General features: G+C 69.3%; 15 protein-coding genes. 10 read left to right on the top strand and 5 right to left on the bottom strand.

Going from position 1 to position 14,916, the window contains the following annotated elements; genetic code table 11:
* Positions 1-113 precede the first annotated feature (113 nt).
* Entirely contained in the window at positions 114-1,073 is a 960-nt protein-coding gene (locus N5K27_RS12055) for a tripartite tricarboxylate transporter substrate binding protein (protein ID WP_279816662.1), read from the bottom strand.
* Positions 1,074-1,203: 130 nt separating this feature from the next.
* Between N5K27_RS12055 and N5K27_RS12060 the strand changes: the two genes are divergently transcribed.
* Entirely contained in the window at positions 1,204-2,127 is a 924-nt protein-coding gene (locus N5K27_RS12060; protein WP_279816663.1) for a LysR substrate-binding domain-containing protein, read from the top strand.
* A 75-nt stretch (positions 2,128-2,202) separates the two neighbouring features.
* Here N5K27_RS12060 and N5K27_RS12065 read toward each other — a convergent pair whose 3' ends face one another.
* The 4 genes from N5K27_RS12065 to yjgA all read right to left on the bottom strand — a co-directional run bounded on the left by N5K27_RS12065 (position 2,203) and on the right by yjgA (position 4,775).
* The gene (locus N5K27_RS12065) at positions 2,203-2,691 is read right to left on the bottom strand and encodes a universal stress protein (protein ID WP_087837122.1); all 489 of its coding nucleotides are present in this window, start codon (positions 2,689-2,691) and stop codon (positions 2,203-2,205) included.
* A gap of 114 nt (positions 2,692-2,805) precedes the next feature.
* Positions 2,806-3,477: a dienelactone hydrolase family protein gene (locus N5K27_RS12070; RefSeq protein ID WP_279816666.1), complete on the bottom strand. Its 672-nt coding sequence runs from the start codon at positions 3,475-3,477 to the stop codon at positions 2,806-2,808.
* 28 nt (positions 3,478-3,505) lie between these two features.
* A complete protein-coding gene (gene mog, locus N5K27_RS12075) occupies positions 3,506-4,150 on the bottom strand; it encodes a molybdopterin adenylyltransferase (RefSeq protein WP_087837120.1) in 645 nt (214 codons plus the stop codon).
* Positions 4,151-4,163: 13 nt separating this feature from the next.
* Complete coding sequence (gene yjgA, locus N5K27_RS12080) at positions 4,164-4,775, bottom strand: ribosome biogenesis factor YjgA (protein WP_087837119.1); 612 nt, start codon at positions 4,773-4,775, stop codon at positions 4,164-4,166.
* Between the two features lie 116 nt (positions 4,776-4,891).
* Here yjgA and pmbA point away from each other — a divergent pair, with 116 nt between their 5' ends.
* The 9 genes from pmbA to N5K27_RS12125 all read left to right on the top strand — a co-directional run bounded on the left by pmbA (position 4,892) and on the right by N5K27_RS12125 (position 14,737).
* Positions 4,892-6,283: a metalloprotease PmbA gene (gene pmbA / locus N5K27_RS12085; RefSeq protein ID WP_087837118.1), complete on the top strand. Its 1,392-nt coding sequence runs from the start codon at positions 4,892-4,894 to the stop codon at positions 6,281-6,283.
* 124 nt (positions 6,284-6,407) lie between these two features.
* Complete coding sequence (locus N5K27_RS12090) at positions 6,408-7,712, top strand: FAD-dependent oxidoreductase (RefSeq protein WP_132979171.1); 1,305 nt, start codon at positions 6,408-6,410, stop codon at positions 7,710-7,712.
* A 520-nt stretch (positions 7,713-8,232) separates the two neighbouring features.
* Complete coding sequence (locus N5K27_RS12095) at positions 8,233-9,147, top strand: ABC transporter substrate-binding protein (RefSeq protein ID WP_087837116.1); 915 nt, start codon at positions 8,233-8,235, stop codon at positions 9,145-9,147.
* Between the two features lie 51 nt (positions 9,148-9,198).
* A complete protein-coding gene (locus N5K27_RS12100) occupies positions 9,199-10,218 on the top strand; it encodes an ABC transporter substrate-binding protein (RefSeq protein ID WP_279816667.1) in 1,020 nt (339 codons plus the stop codon).
* 11 nt (positions 10,219-10,229) lie between these two features.
* The gene (locus N5K27_RS12105) at positions 10,230-10,979 is read left to right on the top strand and encodes an ABC transporter ATP-binding protein (RefSeq protein ID WP_243724404.1); all 750 of its coding nucleotides are present in this window, start codon (positions 10,230-10,232) and stop codon (positions 10,977-10,979) included.
* Complete coding sequence (locus tag N5K27_RS12110; protein ID WP_087837113.1) at positions 10,976-11,767, top strand: ABC transporter permease; 792 nt, start codon at positions 10,976-10,978, stop codon at positions 11,765-11,767. Before N5K27_RS12105 ends, N5K27_RS12110 begins: the two co-directional genes overlap by 4 nt.
* A complete protein-coding gene (locus N5K27_RS12115) occupies positions 11,764-13,113 on the top strand; it encodes a cytosine deaminase (protein WP_279816674.1) in 1,350 nt (449 codons plus the stop codon). The genes N5K27_RS12110 and N5K27_RS12115 overlap by 4 nt, the downstream gene beginning before the upstream one ends.
* 3 nt (positions 13,114-13,116) lie before the next feature.
* Positions 13,117-13,611 (top strand): MarR family winged helix-turn-helix transcriptional regulator, encoded by a 495-nt coding sequence (locus N5K27_RS12120; RefSeq protein ID WP_087837111.1) that lies wholly within the window; start codon positions 13,117-13,119, stop codon positions 13,609-13,611.
* A gap of 73 nt (positions 13,612-13,684) precedes the next feature.
* The gene (locus N5K27_RS12125; protein WP_279816677.1) at positions 13,685-14,737 is read left to right on the top strand and encodes a P1 family peptidase; all 1,053 of its coding nucleotides are present in this window, start codon (positions 13,685-13,687) and stop codon (positions 14,735-14,737) included.
* The last annotated feature ends 179 nt before the right edge of the window (positions 14,738-14,916 follow it).

Here is a 14,916-nt window from a genome sequence, read left to right on the forward strand (position 1 = left end):
GAGAGGATAGGGGCGTTCGCGGCCGAAACAAGCCCAAGGACCGTGGGGGATTTCGGCCCGCGCCGGCCCACCATACCACAGGCCACGGGCGGCATTCCCGGCCGCCCGGCGGTTCATTCGGCGGTGATGTTCGCCGCCTTCACCACGTCCGCCCAGCGCTGGGCATCCTTGGCGACGAGCTTGCCGAATTCGGCCGGCGAGGAGGTGGCCGGCACCATGCCCTGCGCCTCGAATGCCGAAGCGGTGGCGGGCGATTGCAGCGCCTGCGAGATCTCCTTGTTCATGCGGGCGATGATCTCGGGCGGCGTGCCCTTGGGCGCGAAGACGCCGTACCACATGTCCACGTTGCCGCCCTGGATGCCCGCTTCTTCCAGGGTGGGGACGCCGGGCAACTGGGCCAGGCGTTTCGCGCTGCCGGTGGCGATGGCCTTGAGCTTGCCGCCCTTGATCTGCGGCAGGGCCACGTGCACGGGCAGGAACATCGCGTCTATGCGTCCGCCCAGGATGTCGGTGACGGCGCCCGCCGTGCCCTTGTAGGGCACGTGCATCATCTGGGCGCCGGTCTGTTGCAGGAACAGCGCCATGGACAGGTGGTGGGGCGTGCCCACGCCGGGGGTCGCGTAGGTCAGCTTGCCGGGCTCGGCCTTGGCCGCGGCCACCAGTTCGGCCACGGTCGCGGGCTTGCGCGAGGCGGGCGACACCAGCAGCAGCGTGCCCCACGAGGTCAGCGCCACGGGGTCGAAGTCGGCCACCGGGTCGTAGGGCAGCGACTTGTACAGGCTGCGGTTCATGACCAGGGTATTGACCTGCACCATGAAGGTGTAGCCGTCGGGGGCGGCGCGGGCGGCGCGCTCGCTGCCGATGTTGCCGCTGGCGCCGGCCACGTTCTCGACCACGATGGGCTGGCCCAGGGTCTTGCCGAGCTGGGTGGAGAGCTGGCGGGCGACGAGGTCGATGCCGGTGGCGGGGGTGTAGGGGACGATGAAGGTGATGGGGCGGTCGGGCCAGGCGTAGGCGCTGGCGCACGAGCAGGCCAGGGCAAGGGCGCCCAGCGCGCGCAGGGGTCTCGGCATCTCGATGTCTCCTTGGTGTGGTCTCCTGGCAGTATGCGGAAAGCGATATGCTTTGGAAAATGAATTTTTATTCTCATCCATATCCAGCACGATATGGCTGAGGTGACGCTTTCGTTCCCGGTTTCCGCCCATGGATTGGACCCACCGCCTGCGGCTGCGCAATCTCCAGATGCTGCTCAGCCTTGCCCAGACCCGCAACATCAGCCATTCGGCCGCCGCGCTCAACACCACGCAGCCCGCGCTGTCGAAGTGGCTGCGCGAGCTGGAGGACGACATCGGGCTGCCGCTGTTCGAGCGGCATGCGCGCGGGCTGCGGCCCACGTCCTATGGCGAGGCGCTGATTGCCCATGCCCGGCGCATCGAGGCCCAGCTTGACCGTGCCCACAGTGACATGGAAGCCATGCGCGAAGGGGGGAGCGGGCAGGTGTTGATCGGCACCTCGGGCGCGGCGGCGCCGGACACGGTCCCCCTGGCGATGCTGGCGCTGCTGCGGCGCATGCCGCAGGCCCGGATACGCGTGGTGGAAAGCACCATGGACCAACTGATGGAGCAACTGGCGCGCGGCGACCTGGACATCGTGGTGGGGCGTTCGGCGCCCGAGCTGCACGATCCGGCGATCCGGTCGGAGGCGCTGTACCTGGAGCCCATCCATTTCGTGGTTCGGCCGCTGCATCCGTTGTTCGAGGCAAGCGAGCCGACCTGGGATGCGGTGGCGCGGTATCGGTGGATCCTGTGGCCCAGGGGCACGCCCATACGCAATGCGCTGGACGCGGCGCTGGCGGCGGCGGGACGCAGCCTGCCCGTCGATTACGTGGAGTCGAACTCGGCCACGTTGAACATGACGCTGCTGGCCCACAGCGACATGGTGGGGGTGGCGTCGCACCGGGCGGCGATGCGGCTGGTGACGATGAACGCGGTGCGGATCGTGCCGCTGCGCTTGTCGGGGTTCGGGTCGGTGGAGATGTATTGGCGCAACGACGGGTTGCGGCCGGCGGGAGTGGAAGCGGCGTTGGAATGCCTGAGGGAGGTGGTGCGGGGGCAGGGGAGTCCTTGATGGAACGCGGCCCCTCCAGGATGCGGTGGATCCGGCTCCGCCGGTCCACCCGCATCGCCCCCTGGGGGGCGCGCGTCAGCGCGTAGGGGGGGGCCCCTTCTTTTCTTTTTCTTCTTTCACGCGGTAGACCAGGACGGCGACGTGGGCCAGGGACAGGACCTTGGCGGTGACGCTGCCCAGCAGCAGGCGCGAGAGGCCGCTGCGGCCGTGGCTGCCGATGAAGATCAGGTCGCAGCCGGTTTCGGCGGCGGCCTGGACGATGCCGTCGGCGACGTTGAAGTTGGAGACGGACAGGGCGGTGCTCTTGACGCCGGCGGTGTCGGCGCGGCTGGTGACGGCATCCAGGTACTTGGCGGCCTGTTCGGCCGAGGCCTTCTCGTACGCGTCGTCGGTGATCGCGTAGGCGGCGGCCATGCCGTCGAAGCCGATGGTGGCGGCGAAGGGCTGGGTGACGTGCAGGGCGACGATTTCCGCGTTCACGGAGCGGGCGAAGCTGACGCCGGCGTTCGCGGCCTGGGCGGACAGCGGCGAGCCATCGGTGGGGATCAGGATTTTCTTGAACATGACGTTTTCTCCTTGAAGATCACGAAGATGACAGCTCGAGCGCCGATGTGGCGGCGCGGGCGTTTTCGTTACGCGCAGTACACCACATCTTGAGCGGCTATGTCTTGATCGGCGTCAAGCCAGTACCTTGCGCAGGAAGGCCGAGATGTCTCCGAGCTCCGGCGCACAGACCGAGTGGGGCATCGGGTAGGCATGCCATTCGACGTCGTAGCCTTCCTGCCGCAGCAGGTCGCGCGAGGCCGTGGCACGGTCGAGCATGACGATGGGGTCGGCCGTGCCGTGGCCCATGAAGATGGGCGTGCTGGCGTTGGCGGGGCTGCGTTCCGAGGCGAAGGTGGCGGCCAGGGGCAGGTAGCCGGACAGGGCCACCAGGCCGGCCAGTTTCTCGCGCAGGCGCAGGCCGGTGTGCAGGGTCATCGCGCAGCCCTGCGAGAAGCCGGCCAGCACGATGTGTTCGGTGGCGATGCCGCGCTGGTTCTCGCGCGCGATCAGGTTCTCGACCAGGCGCTGCGAGGCGCGGATGCCGGCATCGTCCTCGCGCCGGACGAGGTCGCTGACGATGATGTCGTACCAGGCGCGCATGGCCATGCCGCCGTTGATGGTCACGGGCTGCACGGTGGCGTGCGGGAAGACGAAGCGCACGGGTGGCAGGCCGTGCAGGTCCAGTTCGGGGACGATGGGCTCGAAATCGTGGCCGTCGGCGCCCAGGCCGTGCAGCCAGATCACGGCGCGGGTGGGGTTCGGGCCGGTCTCGGTCTGGACGCAGTCGAGCAGGGTATCGGTCATGGCATTCTCGATGATTGAGGGGCCGGCGCTAAGAGGCGGGACGGATCGCCGTCTTGGGGCGGAACGCCTTGCACACGGTTTCGTCGGTTTCGACGTAGGGGCCCTCGAGGAGCTGGATGCAGTAGGGCACGGCGGCGAAGATGCCGGGGACCACCAGCTTGCCGTCGGCTTCGCGCAGTCCTTCCAGGGTCTCGCGTATGGCCTTGGGCTGTCCGGGCAGGTTGATGATGAGGGCGGCGCCGTCCGCCGCCGACGTGCCGCGTTCGCGGATGACGGCGACCTGGCGCGACAGGATGGCGGTGGGTACGAAGCGCAGCGAGATCTGGCGCATCTGCTCGCCGAACCCGGGCATTTCCTTGGAGGCCACGGCCAGCGTGGCTTCGGGTGTGACATCGCGCCGCGCCGGGCCGGTGCCGCCGGTGGTCAGGATCAGGTCGCAGCCGAGTTCGTCGCACAGTTCCGTCAGCGTGGCCGAGATGGCCGGCGCGTCATCGGCGATCAGCCGCTCGACGTAGCGCACCGGCGTGCGCAGGGCGCCGTCGAGCCAGGCCTTGAGCGAGGGGATGCCCTCGTCGGCGTAGACCCCGCTGGAGGCGCGGTCGCTGACGGACACCAGGCCGCACAGCAGTTCGTCGGGATGGTTGCGCACGAGGCGCTTGGCGGAAGTCGTCATGGCGGCGGTGGGATCAGTTGTCGTCTTCGTCGTCGTCGGGGGACGGCGACCCGGCATCGGGAGCGGCCTGCAGCCGCTTGATTTCCTGGAACAGCGCGCGGTAGTGCTTGCGCTGCGGTTCGCGCCCGGGCAGCAGGGCGGCGTTGGCGGCCTGTTCCTTGCGGGCGGCGCGTATCAGTGCCCGCAGGGGCTGGGCCTGGGCGTGGGGGTACAGGTCCATGAAGCCCGTGAAGTGTTCGTCGCTGGCCAGCAGGCGGTCGCGCCACAGTTCGAGCTGGTGGAAGGCGGCGATCTGTTCCATGGATTCGCCGTCCCACTCGGCCAGCATGGCCTGGATGGGCTCGACGTGCGCCTCGCGCATCAGCTTGCCGACATACTGCAATTGCCGGCGCTTGCCTTCGTGGGAGGTGATGCGCTGCGCCTCGCGTATCGCGTCGTACAGGCGTTCGGCCAGGGGCAGTTGCCGCAGCTTGGCGTCGGGCAGCCCGACCAGGCGTTCCCCCAGGTCCTGCAGGGCGGCCATCTGCCGCTTGAGCTGCGACTTGCTGGGGGACTGGTATTCGCCGTCCGGATCGGCTTCTTGCGCCGGGACCAGGGGCGATGGACTACGTTTGGAGCGGGACATGGAAAATGACGTGCTTCGACGGTAAGAAGGCTGACACCAGCTATCATAAAGCCTTGCCTTCCCGCCCGGGCCGCCTTGCCCGCGTGCCCGGGCCGCCTCCTTCCCGAAGAAATTCCATGGCCACATCCCCGTCCCGCAAGAAAACGACCGCCGCGCCGGCCCGTCCCGCGCTCGATACCGATCCCGCCGCCTTCCGCCAGTTGATCCAACGGGTGCTGGACGAATCCAGGCGCGTCGGCGCCACCGACGCCGCGGCCGAGGTGTCCGAAAGCCAGGGGCTGGCCGTGTCGGTGCGCCGGGGCTCGCTGGAGACGGTCGAACAGACGCGCGACCGGTCCCTGGACATCACCGTGTACGTCGGGCAGCGCCGTGGCTCGGCCTCGACCTCGGATTTCTCGGACCAGGCGGTGCGCGACACCGTCCAGGCCGCCTTCCACATCGCCAGCCATACCGCCGAGGACCCGGCCGCGGGCCTGCCCGACGCCGACCTGCTGGCCACCGAATTCCCGGACCTGGATCTCTACCACCCGTGGGATCTGCCGGCCGAGGCCGCGGCCGAACTGGCGCTGCGGGCCGAGCGCGCGGCTCTGTCCACCGACCGGCGCATCACCAATTCCGACGGCGCGTCGGTGTCCTCGTACGAAGGACACTTCGTGATGGGGAACACCCGCGGTTTCCTGAACGGCTATCCGTACTCGCGCCATTCGCTGTCGGTATCGCCGATTGCGGGGCGGGGCAATAACATGCAGCGCGACGACTGGTACACCAGCGACCGCGACTGGGCCCGGCTGGCCGACCCGGCCAGCGTCGGCCGCTACGCGGCGGAACGGGCGCTGTCCCGGCTGTCCGCGCGTCGCATCCCCACCGGCAAATATCCCGTGCTGTTCGAGGCGCCCCTGGCCTGCGGCCTGCTGGGCTCGCTCACGCAGGCCCTGAGCGGCGGGGCGCTGTACCGCAAATCCAGCTTCCTGGTCGACAGCCTGGGCCGGCAGATCTTCCCGGGGCACATCGACGTGCTCGAGGATCCCGCCATCAAGGGCGCCCAGGGCAGTGCCGCGTTCGACGACGAAGGCGTGCGCACGCAGGCGCGCAAGGTCGTCGACGGCGGCGTGGTCCAGGGCTATTTCCTGTCCAGCTACACGGCCCGCAAGCTCGGCATGGTCACGACCGGCAACGCCGGCGGCTCGCACAACCTGGTGCTGGCCTCGCGCACGACGCGCCGGGGCGACGATTTCCGTGCCATGCTGCGCAAGCTGGGCACCGGCCTCCTGGTGACCGAGCTGATCGGACAAGGCATCAACTACGTGACCGGCGACTATTCCCGCGGCGCGTTCGGCTATTGGGTCGAGAACGGCGAGATCCAGCATGCCGTGCAGGAAATCACCATCGCCGGCAACCTCAAGGACATGTTCGGCAGCATTGCGGCCGTGGGGGCGGACACGCTCACGCGCGGCACCAAGACGACCGGGTCCATCCTGTTGCCGGAAATGTCGATCGCCGGACGCTAGGGCCTGCGCGGGGCTCCTTTTCGCGTGAACAGGCCCTGGTATCGGCCGGCGGGCACGCCGGGTGCTGAAAGATGTGCCGCCGGAGCGAATGGCCCGGCGTTCCATGCGTCACTCAGGAGAGCCTATGAACGCACGGCCTTTGCATCGCATCGTCATCGCCGGCGGCGGCGCGGGTGGACTCGAGCTGGCGGTACGCCTGGGGCGGCGCCATGGTCCCGAGCACGTCACGCTGATCGACGCCACGCCCTTCCACATCTGGAAGCCTTCGTTGCACGAGGTCGCCGCGGGCACGGTGGACATCCACCGCGACGGGCTTTCCTATGCGATGCTCGCGCACGACAACGGTTTCCGCTTCGTGCTGGGAGAAATCCAGGACGTCGACCGCCAGGCGCGCGACGTGCGGGTGGCGGCCCTGCGCGACGCCGACGGCACGGCCATCCTGCCCGAACGGAAGGTCCCCTACGACACGCTGGTGCTGGCCGTGGGCAGCCTGGGCAATTTCTTCAATACGCCCGGCGCCGACCAGTATGCGATCTCGCTGGACACCACTGACGCGGCCGAGCGTTTCCGGCTCGCGCTGCTCAAGGCCATGGCACGCGCCTCGGCCGGCATCGACGAGGCCACGCCGGGCGTCGTCAACGTCGTGATCGTGGGGGGCGGCGCCACCGGCGTGGAGCTGGCCGCCGAATTGCACGAGGCGGGCAATACGATCTCCGCCTACGGGCTGCCCGGCATGACGCGCCAGAACCTGCGCATCACGCTGATCGAGGGCGGTCCGCGCATACTCGGGCCGCTGCCCGAGCGCGTCGCCAAGGCGGCCGAGGAGCTGCTGGTGGAGCGGGGCGTGACGGTGGTGGCCGACTGCCGCGTCTCCGAGGTCACGCCGCATACCGTGGTGGCCCAGGACAAGGTGTTCGACGCCGACCTGTGCGTCTGGGCGGCGGGCATCAAGGCGCCGTCGCTGCTGTCCCGGCTGGGGCTGCCGCTGAACCCGATGCAGCAGGTGCAGGTGGACGAGACGCTGCGCACCCAGGACCCCGACATCTACGCCCTGGGCGATTGCGCCGCGGCGCCGTGGCGCGAGACCGGCAAGACCGTGCCCGCGCGGGCCCAGGCCGCGCACCAGCAGGCCTCGTATCTGCTGCCGCTGTTGTCCGCCCGCATACGCGGGGAGTCGGCCTTCGCGGCGCCGTTCCGCTTCCGCGACTTCGGCTCGTTGGTGTCAATCGGCCATGCCGAGGGGGTGGGCAGCCTGATGGGCAATCTTTCCGGCCGCAAGCTGCTGGTGGAAGGCTGGATCGCCCGCATGATGTATGCCGGCACGCATTGGTCGCACTACGCCGCGGTACTGGGGTGGTGGGGCGCCAGCGTGCGCTCGCTGAGCCGCTTCCTGAGCCGCCGCTCGCAGCCCCGGGTCAAGCTGCACTAGGCTGAATCGCCATGCATGGGGGGTGTCCTCAGTGGCGGGGATTGAGTTCTTGAACCGTCCTTGATCGGTGGGGCGGGGCGGCCCGCTCGGGGGGCGCAGCGAAGCCGGTCCCGCTGCGCGGGACTGCCCGGCGAGGGCAGGCTTGGCGGGGCGGGCGCAGAACTCGGGCGGGCACAGTCCCCCGGACTGTGCCTACTGCCGCCCTCAAACAGCTGCGCCCTTGCTTCCCCGCCAAGCCCACCCTCACCGGCGGCTCCGAATGCGCCCCCCGAGCGGGCCGCCCCGCCCCACCGACCAAGGACTACGGTGGTGATAAGTGACGATCGCAGATCAAGACATAGCGAGGGTTCCTTCTCCCGTTCAACAAGACCGGGTAAAGAACATGAATGTCGATTCCGCCTAGTCCCCGCCACGCGTCCTCCAGCCCAGGGTTTGTCCCTGTCCCAGGTTCCATTGACAGCCGAAATTTGCATGATAAAGTCATGTAAATCGTCATGACCTGCACAGCGGCCGGAGCGACATGAAACTCAGAATCGATGCCCATCCCGACCCCATGATGGGGCTGGTTCCCCTGTTCACCGCGATCGACGCCGGCCTGTTCGCCAAGCGCGGCATCGAACCCGTGTTCGTGCAGCGGTCGGCGGTGCAGGCCATCGAGGACATGCGCGCCGACCGCATGGACCTGACCTTCTCCGGCCCCACGCTTACCATCATGGCGCGCGAGCGGTTCGACCTGCCGTCCCGCTTCGTGTCGGCCGCCGCGCTGCGCGGCTCCTATGCCGGCCGCAGCGCCGACTTCATGAATCTCATCGCCCGCCACGGCGTGGCCATCGAACGGCCGTCGGACTTCGAAGGCAAGCGCCTGGGTGCCTTCGCGCTGGACGGCGGTATCACGCACTCGGCGCCGCTGCACCTGTTCAACCTGCACGGCGTCGACGTCTCGCGCGTGCAGTGGGTGCCGATGCCTTTCCACAAGATGCCGGACGCGCTGGCCGCGGGCGAGATCGACGTCGCCATCTGCGTCGAGCCGCTGGTCACCCTGATGCTGCGGCGCGGCCTGGGCCGCGCGGTGGACGAGGTGCTGGGCGAGGGCTCGCTGGCGATGGCCAGCACCGGCAATCCGTCGCTGGTGTCGAACTGGTGGACCACGCAGGCGGCCTACGCACGCGATCCCGGGCTGTTCGCCGCCACGGCCGATGCGCTGGCCGAAGCCGTGGGCGTCGTGTACGCCGATCCGTCGGCCGCGCTGGACGCGATGGCCCGCCATACCGGCCAGGACTCCGCGCTGCTGCGCGAGATCGGGTTCAAGACCACGCTCTTCCACCCCTTCGGCATGGACGATCCCGAGGTCAAGGCCATGTACCGCAGCTGGGTGACCGTGCTGCGCGGCGCCGGCCTGCTCGACCACGACATCGACGTGGAGCAGTTCTTCTGATTTCGAAGCCGCCGCGCGCGGATGGATGTTAGTCACTGTCGGGAGATCGTCATGAAGCAGTCCAGTTCCAGGGTTCGCCGCGCGCTCTTGTTCTGCGCGGCATTGGCCTGCGCGCAGCCGGGCCTTGCCGGCGCCCAGCCGTCCGGCGCCGCGCCGGAGAAAGCCGTGATGTTCATCGGCTGGCGAGCCGAGGCCGAGTGGGGCGGCTTCTTCCAGGCCGTGGCCAAGGGCTTCTATCGCAAGCACGGGCTGGACGTCGAGATCCGCCTGGGCAATCCGCAAAGCAATCCCACGCCCATGCTGCTGGCCGGGCGCGTGGATTTCACGGCGGGCAGCAGCGGCACCTCGCTCAACGCGGCGCGCGAAGGCGCTCCGCTGATGTCGGTGGCCGCGATCTTCCAGAAGGACCCGCGCGTGCTGATCGCCCATCCCAACCAGGGCGTGGACAGGATCGAGCAGATCAAGGACCGCACGGTGCTGGTGGGCGCGCTGGGCATGGCGACCTTCTGGCCCTACCTGCGCGGGCGCTTCGGCTTCACCGACGACCAGGTCAAGCCCTATACCTTCTCGCTGGCGCCTTTCCTGGCCGACAAGAAGGTGGTGCAGCAGGGGCTCATCACCAACGAACCGCTGGCGCTGAAGAAGGCCGGCGTCGAGAACCCGGTGTCCTTCCTGCTGGCCGACTACGGCTGGGATCCCTACATGACCACCATCGTCACCACGCGCGACAACGTCGAGAAGCGGCCGCAGTTCGTGCAGAAGTTCGTCGATGCGTCCATCGAGGGCTGGTACAGCTACCTGTACGACGACCCGTCGCCCGGCAATGAACTGATCAAGCGCAACAACCCCGAGATGACCGACGAGCAGATCGCCTTCGCGATCCAGGCCATGAAGGAGCGCGGCCTGATCGATTCCGGCGATGCGAAGCGCCTGGGCATCGGGGCGATGACCGACGCGCGCTGGGAGCATTTCTACCGGTCCATGGTGGACGTGGGCGTGCTGCCCTCCGGCCTGGACGTGCGCAAGGCCTACACGCTGAAGTTCGTCAACAAGAAGGTCGGCATGCGATGACTGGAACGGCCATGGATACCGGCCGCGTGCTGGAACTGCGGAACATTTCCAAGCGCTTCGGCAACGGCACGCTGGCGGTCGAGAACCTGAGCCTGTCGCTGGCGCGGGGAACCTTCGTCAGCCTGCTCGGACCCTCGGGCTGCGGCAAGAGCACGGTGCTGCGCATGATCGCCGGACTGTCCGAGCCGACCGCCGGCGATGTCGTGCGGCAGGGGGCCAAGGGGGCGGTCGGCTTCGTCTTCCAGGAGCCCACGCTGATGCCCTGGGAGACGGCGCTGTCCAACACCACGCTGCCGCTGGACCTGGCGGGCGTGCCGCGCGACGAGGCCCGGCGGCGCGCCGCCGAGGCGCTCGAGAAGGTCGGGCTGAAGGGATTCGAGCATGCCCTGCCGCGCGAGCTGTCCGGCGGCATGAAGATGCGCGTCTCCATCGCCCGGGCCATCGTGACCCGGCCGCAGGTCCTGCTGCTGGACGAACCCTTCGCGGCGCTGGACGAGATCACGCGCTTCAAGCTCAACAACGACCTGCTGCGGCTGTGGCAGGACCAGCGCTTCACCGCCGTGTTCGTCACGCACTCGGTGTTCGAGTCGGTGTACCTGTCCCAGCGGGTGATCGTCATGGCCGCGCGGCCGGGGCGGCTCCATGCCGATCTGTCCATTTCTCCCGACGCCGAACGCGGCGAATCGTTCCGCACCTCGGCCGAATACGCGCACCTGTGCAGGCAGGCCTCGGAAGCCCTCGAAAAGGCGATGAACGCATGAACCCCAAGCTCCGTACCGCGCGCATCGTCCTGCCCGTCGTCATGGGCGTTCTTTGCCTGCTGGCCTGGGAGGCGATCGTGCGCGGCCTGCGCATCTCGCCCCACATCCTGCCCGGCCCGGCCGACATCGGCCGGGCGCTGGTCGAGGACTGGCCGCTGCTGTCGGCGGCGCTGTGGGTCACGCTGAAGATCACCGCCTCGGCCTTCGTCAGCGCCGTGCTGGTGGGCGGCGCCATCGCGATCCTGTTCAGCCTGTCGAAGTGGATAGAGCTGACCTTCTTCCCCTATGCGGTCATCATGCAGGTCACGCCGGTGGTCGCCATCGCGCCCCTGCTGATCATCTGGGTGGACAACGTGCAGGCGGCCCTGCTGATCTGCGCGTGGCTGGTGGCCTTCTTTCCCATCCTGTCGAACACCATCGTCGGCCTGAACAGCGCCGACCACAACCTGCGCGACCTGTTCCGGCTCTACGGCGCCACGCCTGGCCAGACGCTGCGCCGGCTGCGCATTCCGTCGGCCATGCCGTACTTTCTGGCGGGCGTGCGCATCTCGGGCGGGCTGTCGTTGATCGGCGCGGTGGTCGCCGAGTTCGTCGCCGGGGCGGGCGGACAGGGCTCGGGCCTGGCCTATCGCATCCTCGAGGCCGGCTACCAGTTGAAGACGCCGCGCATGTTCGCGGCCCTGCTGATGATTTCCTGCACCGGGGTACTGATCTTCCTGGCGACCTCGTGGGTGTCGCAGCGCATCCTGCGGCGCTGGCACGAAAGCGCCATGGAGCGCGAATCTTGAAATCGCTGGCCGCGGAGCTCGAACGGGCGGCCGGCGCCTACGTCCTGCGCGGCGCGCGGGCGCCCGCGGCGCTGCTGCCCGCCGCCCTGGCCGGGTTGGCCGACGCCCAGGGCCTGGCGGACGTGGACCTGGCGGTCGAAGGAGGGCGCCTGGGCGCGGTCGCGCCCGCCGGGACGCTGCAAGGGGGCGCGGGGCCGGTCCTGGCCGGCCGGCAGGTCTGGCCGGCCTTCCATGACCTGCATACCCACCTGGACAAGACGCACACGCTGGCGCGCGCGCCCAATGACGACGGCACGCTGCTGGGGGCGGTCAAGGCCGTGATGGCCGATCATGCGCGCTGGCGGCCGGCCGAGCTCGAGGCGCGCGCCGACTTCGCCCTGCGCTGCGCCTGGGCGCACGGTACGGCCGGCCTGCGCACGCACCTGGATGCGGCCGGTCCGCAGGCGCGCATGGCATGGGACGTCATGCTGGGGCTGCGCGAGCGATGGAGGCACCGGGTGCGGGTGCAGATGGTGGCCATGGCGCCCATGGAAACCTATCTGGGCGACGGCGCCGAGGACTTCGTGCGCCGCGTGGCCGAGACCGGCGGCGTACTGGGCGGCGTGACGCGCGTGCCTGGGCTGGCGCCACCCGCCGCGCGGCAGCGCCTGGGGCTGGCCCTGGATGCGTTGTTCGACTGGGCCGTGCGCTATGGCCTGGACGTGGATCTGCACGTGGACGAATCCTGCGAACCCGAGGCCGATTCCCTGCTGGAGGTCGCGCGGCGCACCCAGGCGCGCGGCCTGGGCGGGCGGGTCGTATGCGGCCATTGCTGCAGCCTGGCCGTCCAGGAGGACGAGACCCGCGAGCGCGTGCTGGATGCCTGCCGCGACGCGGGCCTGGCCATCGTCAGCCTGCCGCTGGTCAACCTGTTCCTGCAGGACAGGAAGGCGGGCCGCACGCCCCGGCTGCGCGGGCTGCCGCCGTTGCAGGAAATCTCGGCCCGTGGCATTGCCGTGGCGTTATCGAGCGACAATTGCGCAGATGCATTCCACGCCTACGGAGACTACGACATGCTGGAGGTATTCCGCGAAGCCGTGCGCAACGGCCACCTGGACCGGCACGCCGGCCGCTGGTCCGCCAGCGTGACGGCGATCCCGGCGGCCCGGATGCGCCAGGCCGGATCGGGGCGGCTCGAACCTGGCGAGCCGGCGGATTTCGTGATTTTCGACGCCCGCGGCATTCCCCAGTTGCTGGCCCGGCCCCAGTCCGACCGCCTGGTCGTCCGCGACGGCCGGCTGCTGGCCGTGTCGCCGCCGTCCTTCGACGAACTCGACGCGGCGCTGGCGCGCGCGGGGCTGGAGTAGGCCATGGCACGATCTTCATCGGCGAATCCGCCGCGCCGGCCCGGGCACTCGCAGGCCTTCCCGGAAGGCGGCCTGCTGGCGCCCCGGGTCAGTACCTTGAGCAAGGCGCTGACCCGCAGCGCCGTCCAGTTCGCCAAGGCGCACTATGGCCTGTCCCAGGTGGAGTGGCAGGTCGTCACCCTGCTGGGCGTGTTCCAGCCGGTGTCCATACGCGAACTGGCCTATCACGCCATGCTCGATGCCGCCCAGATCAGCCGGGCGGTGTCCTCGCTGGTGGCGCGGGGCGACGTCAACCGCGCGCGCAGCGCGCGCGACAGCCGCGAGGCGGAGCTGTCGCTGACGCCGCAGGGACTGGCCATGCACGCGGAACTGACCGCCGCCGCCCAGGCCCGGAACCGGCACGTGCTGGACGGGCATTCCGCGGCCGACGTGGCCAGGTTCTTCACCATGCTGGACAGTTTCATCGCCCGGGCCAGGCAACTAAGCGACCAGGAATGAAGCGGGCGGGTGGCCGGCCCGCCGGCCGGTCCCTACAATAGCCCCCACTTCATTTCCCCGACGGAGTTCCAGCATGGACGCACGCGACGCAATGGCCGGCCGCCCGGGCGGGCGCAACCTGATCACCGACGTCGCCGGCCTGCGGGTGGGGCAGGCGCACGACGCCCGGGCCTGCACCGGCGTCACCGTGATCCTGCCGGACGAGCGGGCCATGGCCGCGGTGGACATCCGCGGCGGCGGGCCCGGCACGCGCGAGACCGACACCCTGGGCGCATCCAATCTCGTGCGTTCGGTCGATGCCATCGTGCTGTCCGGCGGTTCGGTCTACGGCCTGGCCAGCGGCGACGGCGTGGCCGCCTGGCTGGGGGCGCAGGGGCGCGGCTTCACGCTGCTGCACCAGCCCGGCGTGCCGCCTTCGCCCATCGTGCCGACCGCGGTGCTGTACGACCTCGCCAACGGCGGCGACAAGCAATGGGGCGAGGCCCCGCCCTATCGCGACCTGGCCTTGCGGGCCGCTCGCCAAGCCCAGCCCGGTTTCGACCTGGGCACGCACGGCGCGGGCTTCGGCGCCTCGGCGGGGGCGCTCAAGGGGGGATTGGGATCGGCATCCTACGTCACGCACGACGGCATGACCGTGGGCGCCATCGTGGCCTGCAATAGTTTCGGCTCGGTGGTGGCGCCGCAGGGGCGGCGCTTCTGGGCCGGGGCCTTCGAGATCGGCGACGAGTTCGGCGGCCTGGGCCCGGCGAATACCCGGGCAGAGGGCGAGAACTGGGAATACGCCAAGCTGGATCCCCGCCCCCGTGCCAACACCACCATCGCCTGCGTCGCCACCGACGTCGCGCTGTCGCCCGACGAGTTGCAGCGCGTGGCCACCATGGCGCAGGACGGCTTGGCCCGCGCCATCCGCCCCATCCATGCGCCGTTCGACGGCGATACCGTGTTCGCGATTTCGACGGGGCGGCGCGAGGCGCCGGCGATGGAAGGCCCGGTGGACCCGCGGCCCTTCATCGTCTGCCGGCTGGGCGCGCTGGCCGCCGACGTGCTGGCCCGCGCCGTCGCGCGCGGGGTGTACAGCGCCGTCACGCCCGAGGGGATGACGACGCCGGCGTGGTCGAGTTTCTGAGTCGTTCCGTCCGCCTGGGGGTGGAGTTTCACCCCTGTGACGCTGTCTTGCGTTTACCTTATCGATCAATGGGAGAAAAATTTTTCCGGCCAGGGTATTTATTCAGTATACTGAGTTATATTGATCAGTAAGCTGATTAATTGAGGCTTGTTCCTGCTTACCGAATGATTTTTTCAAAA

The organism is Pigmentiphaga sp. GD03639, assembly GCF_029845405.1.
GTDB classification, from domain to species: domain Bacteria; phylum Pseudomonadota; class Gammaproteobacteria; order Burkholderiales; family Burkholderiaceae_B; genus Pigmentiphaga; species Pigmentiphaga daeguensis.